Consider the following 13,395-nt stretch of genomic DNA (forward strand, 5'->3'; position numbering starts at 1 on the left):
TCGTCCACAACCTTCACGTCCACTTGGTGTTTGTCACGAAGTACCGGCGCGGAGCCATGACCGACCCGATCCTGACACGCTGCGAAGAGATCATGCGAGAGGTCTGCGCGGACTTCGAAGCCGAGCTGAAGCAGTTCAACGGCGAGGCCGATCACGTCCATCTGCTCGTGCACTACCCGCCGAAGGTCCAGCTTTCCAAACTGGTCAACTCCCTCAAGGGCGTCTCGGCCCGGCTGCTGCGCAAGGAGTACGACAGCCACATCCGCCGGTACCTGTGGGGCGGACACTTCTGGTCCGGCTCGTACTTCGCCGGAAGTTGCGGCGGGGCGCCCCTGACCGTCGTGAAGCAGTACATCGAGAACCAGAACCGCCCCACGTGACGGGCCGAGGTGAACACTGCGGACCCGTGCTCACCTGCGGGGCAGAGCAATTCTGAGATGACCTTCACCCCCGACGTAAACGCCGGAGCACTGGCCAAGATCAAAGGTAGACAGCCGTGACGACGAACCAAGAGGGACCCATCTCTCCCGGACCCGCCTCGCCGTGGCACGCGACCACCGCACCCGTTGTTGCACTGCGATGTGGCACTCGCGCCGGGCCGTTGACGTCTACGGCTGGCGCGGTGTGGTGACCCGGACCTCCGCCAGGACGACGCCGGTTACCAGGTCGCGGCGCACGGGGACATACAGGCCCCAGTCGGCGTCACCGGCCGTGAGCCAGCCTCCGGCCCACGGGGTGTCGGTGGTCTCCAGAACAAGCAGCTCCCCCACCGTGAACGCCTCCTCTTCCAGACCCGCCCACGTGGCGACGCCGTAACCCGCCACGTTCCCGGCCGCCGCTTCCCCCTCCAGGACGACGAACGCGTCCCGCATCGCGCGGTGCAGGGCGGCGCGGTCGCCGGGGTGGGCGCGCTCCGGGTTGTGAAGCAGGACCAGGTCGAGCCGGTCGCGACCGAGCTGGTCGCGGTTGCGGCTTGTCTGCCAGCGCACATAGTCCGCGGCGAGGCTGTGCCCGGCGGCGGCCTGGTCCTCGGGGAGGACACCGGCGTGCACGGCGGCGGCACCGGTGGCCGCGGTGAAGTAGCCGGCCTTCGTCGCGATCCGCAAGGACGGAGGAGGCATTTGGTGGTCTTGCGAACCAGAACTGGCCGGGGTCGAAGAAGGCCCGCTGGTGGGTTCCAGCGGGCCTCCCCCCGCGATTGCGGAGGCGGCCCCGGGAGATGGGGGACGTACGCATAGTCTCCCGCCCCAGCACACGGTGGCCCTCCCGCAGCCGTTCTTGCCTCGCAGACCACAACAGCCCCGGTGGACGGGTGGGCAGGCCCATCGCGAGAGAGCCGCCTCATATGGCCCTGTGGGTGCGCCGGACGTCGGCGCTGGTCTCAGTCGAGCGTGATGTCCCCTGCGCGAGTCGGGATGGCGTCGAGCCTGGAGATGGTCGCTGCGTCGAGGGTGATCGCTCCTGTGTCCACGTTTGCCTGCAGGTGGTCAGGATCGGCTGTGCCGGGAATCAGCAGCAGGTTCGGGGCGTGGTGCAGCAGCCAGGCCAGACCGACCTGGGCGGGAGTGACGGACAGCTCGCGGGCGACGGCGATCACATCGGGTTCGTCGGAGACCTTCGCCAGGCCGGCGAAGGCGCTGCCGAGCGGGAAGTACGGCACCCAGGCGATGTCCCGGGCGAGGCACAGTTCAAGCAGGTCCTCGTCGTCGCGGGCCAGCAGGCTGTAGTTGTTCTGCACACAGGCGATGCCGGCGGGCAGAGCCCGGATCAGCCCGTCGAGGGTGACGCTGCTGAGGCCGATCGCGCCGATCTTGCCCTCGTCGCGCAGAGACGTCATCACAGCGAGCTGGTCATCGAGATCGACGACTTGGTCGCCCTCGGCGCGCAGGCCGGGGCCCGTGTCCAGGCGGCGCAGATTGACGAGGGGAATCTGTTCGAGTCCAAGGCTCGTCAGGTTGTCTTCGACGCTGGCACGCAGTTGCTCGGGGCGCTGCGCGGGGCGCAGCGGAATGGGGCCGTCGAGGTCGGGATCGGCGCCGACCTTGCTGACGACCATGACGTCGTCCTCGGGGCGGATGGCTTCGTTGATCACTTCGTTGACAAAGCCGTGGCCGTAGAACTGGGCGGTGTCGATGTGGTCGATCCCGAGTTCGACGGTGCGGCGCAGGATGGCGACGGCGGTCTTCCGATCGCCCCGGAGGCGTTCGAGCTGCATCGCGCCGAAGCCGATGCGGGAGACCGTGCGGCCCGCGAGCCGTCCGGGCCCTCCGGCGTACTGCGTACCGAAGGCGGTGAACTCGAGGGGGCGGATGTCAGAGCTCATGGCTGTCCCGTTCGCGTGAGACGATGCGGTAAGCGGAGTCACTCCGCTTAACTCGACCGTAGCAGTAACCGGAGGTCCTCCGCTTTGTCTGTGCCCGAACGCCCGGTCACCGGCCGCAGCGCAGCAGCATCGGATCGGCCGGTACGTGCTGACGCGCGGCGAAACCGCGACAGACTTCTCGACGTGGCACGCGCCGCGTTCGCCGCGACCAGCGAGGCCGTCCCCCTGGACGCGATTGCCCGTGAGGCCGGTGTCGGGATCGGGACGCTCTACCGGCATTTCCCCACCCGTGAGGCGCTGGTGGAGGCCGTCTACGCCGCCGAACTGGACGAGGTTGTCTCCAGCGCCCCTGCCTTCCTCGCCGACCTCGCCCCGGAAGCCGCCCTGCGCGCATGGATGGACCGATACGCCGCGTTCTTCCAGATCAAGCGCGGCATGTCGGACACTCTGCGGGCGGGCTGGGCCTCGGGCAGCATCGCCACACCGGCAACGCGCGAACGCATCACAGCCGCCATCGCGTTGATGCTGAGCAGCGGCGCGCAGGCCGGTTCGCTGCGCTCGGATGTCGCCTCGGAGGACGTCACGATGATGCTTCTCGGAGTGTTCCTCTCCACCACGGCCAGCGACTCACCCGAGCGGGTCGGTCAACTCCTCGACCTTGTGGTCGACGCGCTCCGGCCTCAGGCGGCCCGCAACACCTAGAGGCCACGGTCCGCCGGACGCCAGGTTCTCTCAGCCGATCGAGCCGAGATCGCCGCCGCTCCAGCGTTCCGGGCGCATGCGGACCACGACATGGTCGGCGAGTTCGGCCTCGGACCATGCCGCGTACCGGTCGAGGGGCTCACCAAGAGAGACTGCGGGCGGCAATGTCCCTGTAGAGGCCAGGGGCAGGTTCAGCGATGCCGGCGACTGGTCCCTCGACGGCTACGTAGCGGGGTGGGCTCCGCGCGCTGGACGAGATGGCTGAAGAGCTGGGCTGCTTTGACCGGCCTCATTTTGCGAGAGTCCGCGCCGGTGAGGATCCAGGGCATTCCGGCCGGCTCGTAGGCGTACCAGATCGGCAGCGGAAGCGGTCCGCGGGCGCCGCCGATGGTGACGCCCACCATCGCGACGTACCGCGGGGGCCGGTCCCGCATCCTGGGGCAACAACGATCGGCACAGCCGCACCGCACGCTCACGCAGTTCCAGCGCGTACTTTCTCGGTGCAGCCATGGTCGATGTTCCTCTCAAGAGAACCACCTGACCCCCTGCCAACACCCTCCGCAGTGCGGAGGGAACCTCACTCTCACGAGACCCATCTGACCTACTGTCACCTCTCCCTGCGTCTCGGGGAACCTCAGTCCTGCTCTTCACAAGTAGAGAACTCACCACATGATCCATGAGAACGCGTACACGTCGGTCGAGGTGCGACGGAAGGCAGCGAATCACCTGCCGATCTCCTGGGAGCAGCGCCTGCTCCACTTCGGCCACCTGGAGCGCCCGCGTACGTCGGTGCGCGACCGCCTGGTCGTACCGTTGCCCGAACCCGGAACGCGGGTGTGGCGCATGCTCGGGCTCTCCCTGGTCGCGTCAGGCCGGCTGGCGCGCTGGTCGGGATGGGGCGGGCCCTTACTGGTGGCGCTGCTTGCCGGGCTGCCGCGCTTTTGGCGTCTGGGCAGCCCGCGGGCCGTCGTATTCGACGAGACGTACTACGCGAAGGACTCCTGGTCTCTGCTGCGGCTCGGCTACGAGGGCACCTGGCCGGACCGCAAGATCTCCGACCCGCAGATCCTGGCCCATCCCCAGGTGATCCCCCTCTCCGACGCCGGGGCCTTCGTCGCGCACCCGCCGACAGGCAAGTGGGTGATCGCCCTCGGTGAGTGGACGTTCGGCCTCAACCCGTTCGGCTGGCGCTTCATGACGGCAGTCCTTGGCACGCTGTCGATACTGATGCTGTGCCGAATAGGACGCCGCCTGTTCCGTTCGACGCCGCTGGGCTGTCTGGCCGGGGCACTGATGGCGATGGACGGACTCCACTATGTGATGAGCCGCACCGCTCTACTCGACCTCGTCGTCATGTTCTTCGTACTGGCGGCGTTCGGATGCCTGCTCATTGACCGGGACAGTGCGCGGGCCCGGCTCGCGGCAGCCCTACCGGCCGACGCGGACGACCGGGTCCGCCCGGACGGACACACCGGTGACCGTGCCGGGATGGGAGTGCGTCCCTGGCGGCTCGCTGTCGGCCTCTTCCTGGGTCTGGCCGCCTCGACCAAATGGAACGGCCTGTACTTCCTCGCCTTCTTCGTGATCCTTACCCTGCTGTGGGACGTCGGCTCTCGCCGCGTGGCGGGGGCGTACCGCCCCTACCGCGCGGTGCTGCGCAAGGATCTCGGCTGGTCGGTGCTGTCCCTCGTACCGGTCGCCGCTGTGACGTATCTGGCGACATGGACCGGCTGGTTCCTGTCCGATAACGGCTACGGACGCCACTGGGCGGACAGCCGCGGCGGCACCTGGTCGTGGATTCCGGCCCCACTCCGCAGCCTGTGGCACTACGAGTACGGCGTGTACCAGTTCAATGTGGGGCTGCACACTCCCCACAGGTACCAGTCGAATCCCTGGAGTTGGCTCGTCCTCGGTCGCCCCACGCTGTTCCACTACGAGTCACCGGAACCCGGGACGGACGGCTGCCGCGCGACGGCCGACTGCGCACAGGCGATCCTCGCCCTGGGAACACCACTCCTGTGGTGGTCGGCATGCTGCGCACTCGTGTACCTGCTCTACCGGTGGGCGCTGCGCCGCGACTGGCGCGCCGGCGCCATCCTGTGCGCGGTGGGCGCCGGTTATCTGCCCTGGTTCCTGTACCAGGACCGCACGATCTTCTCCTTCTACGCGGTCGTCTTCGTGCCGTACCTGAGCCTGGCCGTGACGATGATGCTGGGAGGCATGCTGGGTCCGCCGGGAGCGGCTGGCAAGCGCCGGATACGAGGTGCGGTGGCCGCAGGCGCGCTAGTCCTGCTCATCGCCTGGAACTTCATCTACTTCTGGCCCCTGTACACGGGCACCGCCATCCCGATCGACCAGTGGCGGTCACGGATGTGGCTGGATACCTGGGTCTAGGTGGGCAGGCTGGCCAAGAAGGCGCGACCGACGGTCGCGCGCTCTTGGCGGTTGTTGGTGGTTTGAGCTTGTTCCGCTTTGACGGACATCATCGGTGTGGTGGTCAGACTGCGAGTGCGGTCTCGTATTCGGCGGGGCTGCTGTGCAGACGGTGCAAGTTGTACCAGCCCTCGGTGAAATCGAAGATCGCGGTGCGTGCGGTGGCCCGGCTGGGCCAGGCGGTGGTGTCGAGCAACTCCCGTTTGATGGTGGCGAAGAACGACTCGGCGAGTGCGTTGTCCCAGCACTGCCCGGTGCGGCCGACCGACAGACGTACCCCCAACTGGCCTGCCAGCAAGGCGAGTTGCTGGCTGGTGTATTGACGGCCGCGGTCCGAGTGTCGGTGACGTTGAGGCGCGCCGAGAGCGGGGCGACTTCGATCACTTCAAGGTGCCAGCCGCTTTCGGTGAGCCCAACGGTGAGAGTGCGGACGATCTCGTCCATCGGTGCGGGGCTTTCGGTGGCGACATCGAGGTCCTGGCTTGGACGTGTAATGAGTTCGTGGGCCTGGACGGCGTAGCCGCCGGTAATCACTAGAGGGTACGGAGAGCCGATGGCCAAGACGTCCGCCAGAAGGCGAGCGTGCAGGTCGGGAAGTCTCACGCGGCCGCCGGCCCCTGGCTGGTACGCCGTCGCCGGGCCGGGGGTTGGGCGGGAGGTACGTCGGCCAGGGCCCGAAGTTCCGAAAACCGTTCCTCCCACACGCCGCGAACCGTAGTCGAGACCAGGGTCCGCAACGTGGGCCACGACCGCACGAGAATGTCGCGGTTCAGAAGAGCGGACAGGTCCTTGCGCATGCCCTCGGCCAGGACGGTGCGGTACAGGCTCATCCGCTGACGTTCGTTGGCGAGGTCGAAGGCACGCAGCCCGGACCAGACCACGGTCAAGGGAGGTTCCACGACCCCCTCTGCCAGCCCGCGCAGCTCATCAAGCGAATCCGGCAGCCGTCGCCGGAACTTCTCGCGATACAGCTCCAGATTCGTGCCGCCAGAGCCCGAGTCCTCAGCGGCACCGACAGGAGACGGTTCGGGAACCGGGGACTGTGGTGTGGCGGGCATGCCATCAATTATGGGGGTTGCCGCCCACCGCCGGGCGGCAACAGCATGTTCCAACCCGTGACGCCCTGCGCTTCGGAGCGTTTTGTTCAGAAAGCGGGCTTCGCGTATTCGGTTGAGACTGACCTGTTCGCCAACCTGACCGGTAGCGACGAGACCTTCTTCGGACCTGCAGGACGGCCAGGTGCTGGATACATGTGCAGGACGACGACAGTCAGCCTGACCTTCAGCCTCCACCTCGATGAGCAACCTTCGGTTGCGTAAGGCGCCGGAGTCGCCTATCGTGATGCGCAACCAAAGGTTGCGAAAGGTGGCTGCGGACATGGAGCACGGGAGCATCGAGCGCGAGCTGTACGTCGACGCCCCGCCCCAGGTGGTGTTCGACGTGCTCACCGACCCCGATCACATCCGGGACTGGTGGAGCGCGGAGACCGACTTCGAGGCGGCCCCCGGCAGGCGGGGCACCCTCACCTGGACGGACGAGGGCAGCGGCACCCGAGAGTCCGTGCCGTTCACGGTCGTCGAGTCCGATCCGCCGCGCACCCTGTCGTTCCGGTGGACCTACGAGGACGGGCAGACCGCGGCCCTGGGCAACTCGCTGCTGGTGACCTTCGAACTCACACCGGCGGGCGAGGGGACCACGCTCCGCTTCCGCGAGAGCGGGTACCGCGAACGCGGCTGGGAGGCCGCCGTGCTCGAGGCGCACTACAACGACCACCGGCAGGGCTGGGACTTCTATCTGCCCCGCCTGGCGGCGACCGCCAAGCAGGCGGCGGGCGCGCGATGAACACCGGCGTCGATGACGGTCTGTGGTCGGCGATCGGCGATCCGACCCGGCGCCGCATGATCGACCTGCTGCTGGCCGAGGGGCAGGGCACCGCGACGACCCTCAGCGCCCGACTGCCCGTCACCCGGCAGGCCGTGACCAAGCATCTGACCGTGCTCGACCGGGCCGGACTCGTCCGGTCCACGGCGGCCGGCCGGGAGCGGCGCTACCACGTCGACGAGGCACAACTGGCGCGCGCCGTAGCCCAGTTGCAGTCGGTGGGCGCGCTGTGGGACGCCCGGCTGCAGCGCGTCAAGAACATCGCCGAGGAGATCCAACGAGCCAAGAACGAGAAGAAGTAGAGCCGGAACGAAAAGAAGCGAGGAGATCGAGATGGCGGACATCCTGCACCGGGTCGGCACCACCGCGGCCCGGGAGACGGTTTATCAGGCGCTCACCACGGTCGACGGTCTGGCCGCATGGTGGACGACCGACACCGAGGGCACCGGCGACGACGTGCTGCAGTTCCGCTTCGGCGACGTCGGCGGCTTCGACATGAAGGTCCTCGAACTGCGGCCGGACATGCGGGTGCGGTGGGAGGTCGTCGACGGCCCCGAGGAATGGATCGGCACCACGGTGACCTTCGACCTCAAGCAGGAAGGCGAGTGGACGATCATCCTGTTCGCGCACGAAGGATGGCGCGAGCAGGTGGAGTTCATGAACCACTGCACCACCAAGTGGGCACTGTTCCTGATGAGCCTGAAATCCCTGGTGGAGACGGGCACCGGCGCACCGCACCCGCACGACGTGCGGATCAGCAACTGGCATTGACCCCGCCCGCGAGTGTGGAGCCCCGGCGCGGGCCGGGGCTACGCGCCGACAACCGGATCGGCTGTTCGGTCCCGGCCCGACTGAGGTCAAGGATGAGGGCACCTACTGCAGCAGTTGCAAGGCCGGCAAGCCCGCAGACGACGTCGGTTCGAGATCGGTGACGATGCTCTGGACGGTGCGCTCAGTGGTCGGCAGGCCTCGGCGATGTCACGCAGCCGGGCAGCGGTCGCGGGCGATCGCGAACAGCACGCGGGCGTGGCTGGTCAGGAAGCTCCAACTCGCACCCTGCACCTGCACGACCTGCCCCCTTCCGCTAACGCCGCGCGGCCATGCCCAGGTCACTGAGCTGAGCATTGTTGCACTCAGTAGACGGCCAGAGAGATAGCGATGTAGTGCGCCGCGAAGGCGGCGATCGTCAGGGCGTGGAACACCTCGTGGAAGCCGAACCAGCGCGGGGAGGGGTCGGGCCGCTTGAGGGCGTAGACGACCGCGCCGGCACTGTAAAGAAGACCGCCCGCCACGACCAGGACGAGTACGGCCACTCCCCCGGTATGTAGGAAATCGGGCAGATACCGCACCGGCGCCCAGCCCAGGGCCAGGTAGCACGGCGTATACAGCCAACGCGGAGCTGCGACCCACAACACCCGGAACGCAATGCCCACCAGTGCGCCCGACCACACGACCCACAGCAGTACGGACCGCTGCTCCGGCCGGAGGAGAAGCACGGCCAGCGGGGTGCAGGTGCCGGCGATGATCAGGAAGATGTTGGCGTGGTCGAGGCGTCGCAGGAGTGCCTCCCCCAGTGATCCCCAGGTGCCGCGGTGGTAGACGGCGCTCGTTGCGAACAGCAACCAGGCGGTGATCGAGTACACGGCGCAGGCCAGAGTCGCCTGAGGGGTCCGGGCCAGGCAGATGAGTACAACGCTGGCGATCAGCGAGAGGGGAACCATGCCCGCATGCAGCCAGCCACGCAGCCTCGGCTTGACCGGCTCGACCAGTTCGGCCGCCCGATCCACCAGAGCGGCGACTGGGTGAGCGTGCCCCCCTGCTGCTTCGTCGGCCTGCGACTCGACGGGCGGGGGCGGGTCGTCCTCGCGACTCTCTCCACTCCGCGTGGCATCGTGAATACATTCGGCTTCAGCAGCGTCGCGGGACACGGCTTCTCGTCCTCCCTCGGATTCCTGGGCGTCACCGGTGATCATGGGGGCATGTTAGAAGACGACACCGGAGAGCGTTCTGAGAGGTCGCTCGCTACCGCCGTGCGCACCGCCCCCCGCCTGGTACTCGGCAACTGGTGGTGCTGCAAGCCCGTTACCCCTGGGGTCAATTGGGCTCCCGCACCTGAGTAGACCGGCTCTCGATGGGAACAATGAGAACTTCCGACCGGTATTTCACCCGCCTACGCGCAAGGATCGTCGATGCTTCCTGAGGTCCGTCCCCACGTATCCGCCCCGCTCACGAACCAGGTGGAACACCAGTTGGGTCTGGCTGCGCATGTCGAGGCAGGCCGTCTCAATGTGGAGCGCGTCGCCGGCATCGCGGTCGTCGCAGCTGCCCACTCCGACGGCTATGCGGCCACCGGTCACCTCCTCGGGCTGCTGGCCGCCCTGCCGGCCCCCACCAAGGCGGGAGAGCGTTTCTGGTCGGAGCTGTGGAGGACGTCAGGCACCGCGTACCTGCTTCCCGCCAACATCAAGGCTCTGGTGCTGCGTTCACTCACCGGCGAGGGTACTGCCCTCGCCCGCCAGATCCTCTCGGCTGTCGATCAGATGACACCGCCCCAGCGCGTCGCAGCGGGCGAGGTGATCGGCCAGGCCCTCGTCGAATCCGACGACTTTCCCGACCTCAAGACGCAGGTCATCGGCGAACTGTGGCTCCGAGATCTCGAGCTCACCGCCTGGCGCGTCCTGCACGCAGACCGCAGGTCCGACGATCCCGCTGGGCGCAAAGCCTTTCTCGACGCCTGGACCAGTGTTTGAGGGCCGCTTGCGATCCCGTTCACCACAGGCGCAGACGCTCCGTAGCCGTACGTGGTGCTGACCAGCTCCGTGGATGCAAGGTTCGCCGGTGTGAGGGGTGAAGGGTTCCAGCAGTCCCCGGGCGGGCACGTGTACGTCCGCTCGCTGGCGGGCGCCGGCCTCGGCTGCTCCTGCAAATCACCCCACACGCGGCAGCCAGCCGCGCCCTCTTGCCTTCCCCGACAGACCGGGGACACCCTTCGCCTGCTGTCGCCACCGGTCAGGGGCCGGCTGGGCAGTAAATATAATCTTCGCCATGACCAAGCCTGACGAGCTGCTCGTTGACGTCGCCACCCTGGTGGAGTCCGGGCAAAGCAACCAGATGTCCCTGACCGTGGTCACCGGTGGCGCTGTCATCACCGGCCGGCTGGCACCCGAAAAGGTGTGGCGGCAACGAGTGTCGGACGTGCTGAACGATTCCGCCCGCCTGGCAGAGTTCTCCGCCGTCTTCGACACCCCCCCGAAGAACGACGAGCCCCCCACGCATCTGCACTTCCACGTCGCCCGCATCCTGCAGGGCACCGTCGGAATCCCCGAGACAGGCGGGATGTACCGCGTGGCGATCGCCGACGTCAACGCCTGGACCATGGGCGACTTCAGCTACTCCGAGCACTGAGCGACCACCGCGCAGGAGTGGGGGCTTGGCGGGCGCGCGCCGGCCAAGCCCCCACTCCTGCGCGTGCCGGCTCGCGACCGGCTCCCCAGGGTCAGACCGTGGCGGGAGTACCGAGCATCGCGGAAGCGTGCTGGAGCGAGCTGAGGATGCGCGTGGGTTCAAGCTGTGGCAGGGGCCGGCAGGTGAAGCCCAGCTGCGTCATGGCCCGCAGGACTTCTCCGGCGCTGAAGTCACGGCGGTCCTGGCGGGTGAGGACCTGGCCGACTTGCTTGGGGGGATAGTGGCGTCGGCCGATGATCACCGATTCGCCGGCGCTCGGCTCGGGCTTGATGCCCTTCATCGACTCCAGCACGCTGACCTTGGTGAGCTCGAAAGGGAAGCGGGCGATGACACAGCGCATGTGACCTCACAGAAAGAACGGGAGAACGGTCCGGCCGGGATGAGGCGGCTCAGTGGGAGCGGGCGAAGGCGCCCAGAGCACAGCCTTGCCCATCGACCACCGGCAGGGCACCGAGCTGCCGGATACGCATCGCGTCCTCGGCTTCGGCCAGCGTGGTCACAGGCGAGGTGAACAGCCTGTGGTCGCCAAGGAGGTCGCGCAGCCGGACACGGTCCGTGTAGGCGGAGCCGTCGCGGACAGCGGCGAGCTCAGCCCGCGTGACCAGTCCGGTGCACTGGCCGTCCTGGTCGCAGACGACCAGCCGATGCGTGCGGGCGGCGGCCATGACGGACAGCGCGACCTCGACGCTCATGTCGTCACAGACCTGCGGTCCGGCCGCGTCCATGACCTCGGCCACCGTCGCCTGCGCGGCGCTCTTCGGGCGGGGCCGCATCTGAACCAGCGTCAAAAGGTGCCTCCTGCAGAGATGGGTCAGCTTCCTGATCACGAAGGTTCTAGGCCGCCGCATCCAAGGCGCTCTGGCGTACGGGCGCGCGGCGGGTTGTCGACGAGGGGCGACGCCGGCCCCGGGACGTAGAGCGAGCGCGCTTGGGCCGTTCGGTCACCGGTGCGGTGATGACGACGGGGATGCCGGACGGGGACTGGGCGCCGGTGATCCGGTGCAGGGCCTCGTCGCCCGAGCGGATCTGGGTCGTCTGCGGGCGGATCCCGGCGTCCGCCATGAGGCGGACCATGCCGCGGCGCTGGCTCGGTGTGACCAGAGTGACGACGCTGCCGGACTCGCCCGCCCGAGCGGTACGGCCGCCGCGGTGAAGGTAGTCCTTGTGGTCGGTCGGCGGGTCGACGTTCACGACCAGGTCAAGGTTGTCGACGTGGATCCCGCGCGCCGCGACGTTGGTTGCCACCAGCACGCTGACATGGCCCGTCTTGAACTGCGCCAGCGTGCGGGTGCGCTGCGGCTGTGACTTGCCGCCGTGCAGTGCGGCGGCCCGTACCCCACTGTTGAGGAGGTCCTGGGTCAGCCGGTCGACAGCGTGCTTGGTGTCCAGGAACATGATCACGCGGCCGTCGCGGGCGGCGATCTCAGTCGTGGCCGCGTGCTTGTCGGCGCCGTGGACGTGCAGGACGTGGTGCTCCATCGTCGTGACCGCACCGGCAGAGGGGTCGACCGAATGCACGACAGGATCGGTCAGATAGCGGCGCACCAGCAGGTCGACGTTACGGTCCAAGGTGGCGGAGAACAGCATCCGCTGCCCCTCTGAACGCACCTGATCCAACAGCTCGGTGACCTGCGGCATGAACCCCATGTCGGCCATCTGGTCGGCCTCGTCCAGCACCGTGATGCCCACATGGTTCAGCCTGCAGTCACCACGGTCGATGAGATCCTTCAGTCGGCCCGGAGTCGCGACGACCACCTCGGCCCCGCCGCGCAGCGCGCCGGCCTGCCTTCCGATCGGCATCCCGCCCACCACCGTGGCCAGCCGCAGCCTGACGGACCGGGCATACGGGGCCAGCGCATCGGTCACCTGCTGCGCCAGCTCACGCGTGGGGACAAGGATCAGCCCCAGCGGCTGGCGGGGCTCGGCGCGCTGTCCGGCGGTGCGGGCGAGCAGAGCGAGGCCGAAGGCGAGGGTCTTTCCGGAACCGGTACGCCCGCGGCCCAGGACGTCGCGGCCCGCCAGGGAGTTCGGCAGCGTCGCGCCCTGGATCGGGAACGGCACAGCCACGCCCTGCCGGCCGAGTTCGGCGAGCAGCTGCTCGGGCATGGAGAGATCGGCGAAGCCCTCAACGGCAGGCAGCGCGGGGGTGATCGTGGTGGGGAGCGCGAACTCGCCCTGGACGGCTGCGGGCCGACGGCCGTAACTGCCGGTTCGGGCAGGGCCGCCGGAACGACGCGGTGCCGGTGAGCCGAAGCGGCTACCGCCCCTTCCCGCGTCGGCACTGCCGTTCCGGGTACGGGGCGAGCGGTCGTTCGTACGTGTGCGGTTCATGCGGAACCTTCCTCGATGCGGCACATATCAAGGAATTCCCGCAAGCCATGAGCAGCACGGAATTACAAGTATGGACCGAAGTCAAAGCACATCCGGCCGACGGAAATCGGGGCGGGCGGAATGCTAAAATAGGTGACGCAGCACGAATGCGGAATTCGGGCGTCGGGTTTGTTCGGTTCTCAGGATGCGTCTGCACCCGTGAAAAACTGTGTGAGACTCGGATCGCTCCGAGCCGTCCCTCAGGTGACACCACTGAGGGA

17 protein-coding genes and 1 pseudogene are annotated in these 13,395 nt (G+C 67.9%); 8 read left to right on the forward strand and 10 right to left on the reverse strand.

Going from position 1 to position 13,395, the window contains the following annotated elements; genetic code table 11:
- Window positions 1-380, forward strand: a 380-nt coding sequence (tnpA, locus tag ABZV42_RS32120) for an IS200/IS605 family transposase (RefSeq protein WP_356054832.1), incomplete at its 5' end; no start/stop codon positions are given.
- A 228-nt stretch (window positions 381-608) separates the two neighbouring features.
- On the opposite strand, the gene ABZV42_RS32125 is transcribed toward tnpA, so the two are convergent.
- Together ABZV42_RS32125 and ABZV42_RS32130 are read right to left on the reverse strand one after the other, a co-directional pair.
- The gene (locus ABZV42_RS32125; RefSeq protein WP_356054834.1) at window positions 609-1,121 is read right to left on the reverse strand and encodes an aldo/keto reductase; all 513 of its coding nucleotides are present in this window, start codon (window positions 1,119-1,121) and stop codon (window positions 609-611) included.
- Window positions 1,122-1,381: 260 nt separating this feature from the next.
- On the reverse strand, window positions 1,382-2,323 hold the full coding sequence (locus tag ABZV42_RS32130) for an aldo/keto reductase (protein WP_355991352.1): 942 nt from the start codon (window positions 2,321-2,323) through the stop codon (window positions 1,382-1,384).
- 183 nt (window positions 2,324-2,506) lie between these two features.
- Here ABZV42_RS32130 and ABZV42_RS32135 point away from each other — a divergent pair, with 183 nt between their 5' ends.
- Entirely contained in the window at window positions 2,507-3,025 is a 519-nt protein-coding gene (locus tag ABZV42_RS32135; RefSeq protein WP_356054836.1) for a helix-turn-helix domain-containing protein, read from the forward strand.
- Between the two features lie 30 nt (window positions 3,026-3,055).
- Here ABZV42_RS32135 and ABZV42_RS32140 read toward each other — a convergent pair whose 3' ends face one another.
- The gene (locus ABZV42_RS32140) at window positions 3,056-3,190 is read right to left on the reverse strand and encodes a hypothetical protein (RefSeq protein ID WP_356054838.1); all 135 of its coding nucleotides are present in this window, start codon (window positions 3,188-3,190) and stop codon (window positions 3,056-3,058) included.
- A gap of 504 nt (window positions 3,191-3,694) precedes the next feature.
- On the opposite strand from ABZV42_RS32140, the gene ABZV42_RS32145 reads away from it, so the two are divergent.
- Complete coding sequence (locus ABZV42_RS32145; RefSeq protein WP_356054840.1) at window positions 3,695-5,419, forward strand: phospholipid carrier-dependent glycosyltransferase; 1,725 nt, start codon at window positions 3,695-3,697, stop codon at window positions 5,417-5,419.
- Window positions 5,420-5,522: 103 nt separating this feature from the next.
- Here ABZV42_RS32145 and ABZV42_RS32150 read toward each other — a convergent pair whose 3' ends face one another.
- From ABZV42_RS32150 to ABZV42_RS32160, 3 genes and pseudogenes are all read right to left on the reverse strand, one after another.
- Window positions 5,523-5,756 carry an integrase core domain-containing protein gene (locus tag ABZV42_RS32150; protein WP_356054842.1) on the reverse strand — a complete coding sequence of 78 codons (234 nt, stop codon included), beginning with the start codon at window positions 5,754-5,756 and terminating at the stop codon, window positions 5,523-5,525.
- 41 nt (window positions 5,757-5,797) lie between these two features.
- Window positions 5,798-6,061, reverse strand: a pseudogene (locus tag ABZV42_RS32155) (hypothetical protein); the annotation flags it as partial.
- On the reverse strand, window positions 6,058-6,516 hold the full coding sequence (locus ABZV42_RS32160; protein WP_356054844.1) for a hypothetical protein: 459 nt from the start codon (window positions 6,514-6,516) through the stop codon (window positions 6,058-6,060). The pseudogene ABZV42_RS32155 and the gene ABZV42_RS32160, both read right to left, overlap by 4 nt.
- A 319-nt stretch (window positions 6,517-6,835) precedes the next feature.
- Here ABZV42_RS32160 and ABZV42_RS32165 point away from each other — a divergent pair, with 319 nt between their 5' ends.
- Genes ABZV42_RS32165 through ABZV42_RS32175 form a run of 3 tightly spaced genes read left to right on the forward strand, consistent with a single transcriptional unit; the run spans window position 6,836 to window position 8,110 of the window.
- Window positions 6,836-7,300: an SRPBCC domain-containing protein gene (locus ABZV42_RS32165; RefSeq protein WP_356054846.1), complete on the forward strand. Its 465-nt coding sequence runs from the start codon at window positions 6,836-6,838 to the stop codon at window positions 7,298-7,300.
- Window positions 7,297-7,641: a metalloregulator ArsR/SmtB family transcription factor gene (locus ABZV42_RS32170; protein ID WP_356054849.1), complete on the forward strand. Its 345-nt coding sequence runs from the start codon at window positions 7,297-7,299 to the stop codon at window positions 7,639-7,641. The genes ABZV42_RS32165 and ABZV42_RS32170 overlap by 4 nt, the downstream gene beginning before the upstream one ends.
- A gap of 31 nt (window positions 7,642-7,672) precedes the next feature.
- The gene (locus ABZV42_RS32175) at window positions 7,673-8,110 is read left to right on the forward strand and encodes an SRPBCC domain-containing protein (protein WP_356054851.1); all 438 of its coding nucleotides are present in this window, start codon (window positions 7,673-7,675) and stop codon (window positions 8,108-8,110) included.
- 362 nt (window positions 8,111-8,472) lie between these two features.
- Here the strand turns inward: ABZV42_RS32175 and ABZV42_RS32180 are convergent, their stop codons facing one another.
- Window positions 8,473-9,312, reverse strand: coding sequence for a hemolysin III family protein (locus ABZV42_RS32180; RefSeq protein ID WP_356054853.1), 840 nt, complete (start codon window positions 9,310-9,312; stop codon window positions 8,473-8,475).
- Between the two features lie 216 nt (window positions 9,313-9,528).
- On the opposite strand from ABZV42_RS32180, the gene ABZV42_RS32185 reads away from it, so the two are divergent.
- Together ABZV42_RS32185 and ABZV42_RS32190 are read left to right on the forward strand one after the other, a co-directional pair.
- Window positions 9,529-10,089 (forward strand): hypothetical protein, encoded by a 561-nt coding sequence (locus ABZV42_RS32185; protein ID WP_356054855.1) that lies wholly within the window; start codon window positions 9,529-9,531, stop codon window positions 10,087-10,089.
- 295 nt (window positions 10,090-10,384) lie between these two features.
- Complete coding sequence (locus ABZV42_RS32190) at window positions 10,385-10,744, forward strand: hypothetical protein (protein WP_356054858.1); 360 nt, start codon at window positions 10,385-10,387, stop codon at window positions 10,742-10,744.
- Window positions 10,745-10,835: 91 nt separating this feature from the next.
- Here the strand turns inward: ABZV42_RS32190 and ABZV42_RS32195 are convergent, their stop codons facing one another.
- Genes ABZV42_RS32195 through ABZV42_RS32205 form a run of 3 tightly spaced genes read right to left on the reverse strand, consistent with a single transcriptional unit; the run spans window position 10,836 to window position 13,135 of the window.
- Window positions 10,836-11,144, reverse strand: coding sequence for an SCO5918 family protein (locus ABZV42_RS32195; RefSeq protein ID WP_356054860.1), 309 nt, complete (start codon window positions 11,142-11,144; stop codon window positions 10,836-10,838).
- Between the two features lie 49 nt (window positions 11,145-11,193).
- A complete protein-coding gene (locus ABZV42_RS32200; RefSeq protein ID WP_356054862.1) occupies window positions 11,194-11,592 on the reverse strand; it encodes a CBS domain-containing protein in 399 nt (132 codons plus the stop codon).
- A 46-nt stretch (window positions 11,593-11,638) separates the two neighbouring features.
- Entirely contained in the window at window positions 11,639-13,135 is a 1,497-nt protein-coding gene (locus ABZV42_RS32205) for a DEAD/DEAH box helicase (protein ID WP_356054864.1), read from the reverse strand.
- Window positions 13,136-13,395: the final 260 nt, after the last annotated feature.

This window comes from Streptomyces sp. NPDC005281, assembly GCF_040607495.1.
Taxonomy (GTDB): Bacteria; Actinomycetota; Actinomycetes; order Streptomycetales; family Streptomycetaceae; genus Streptomyces.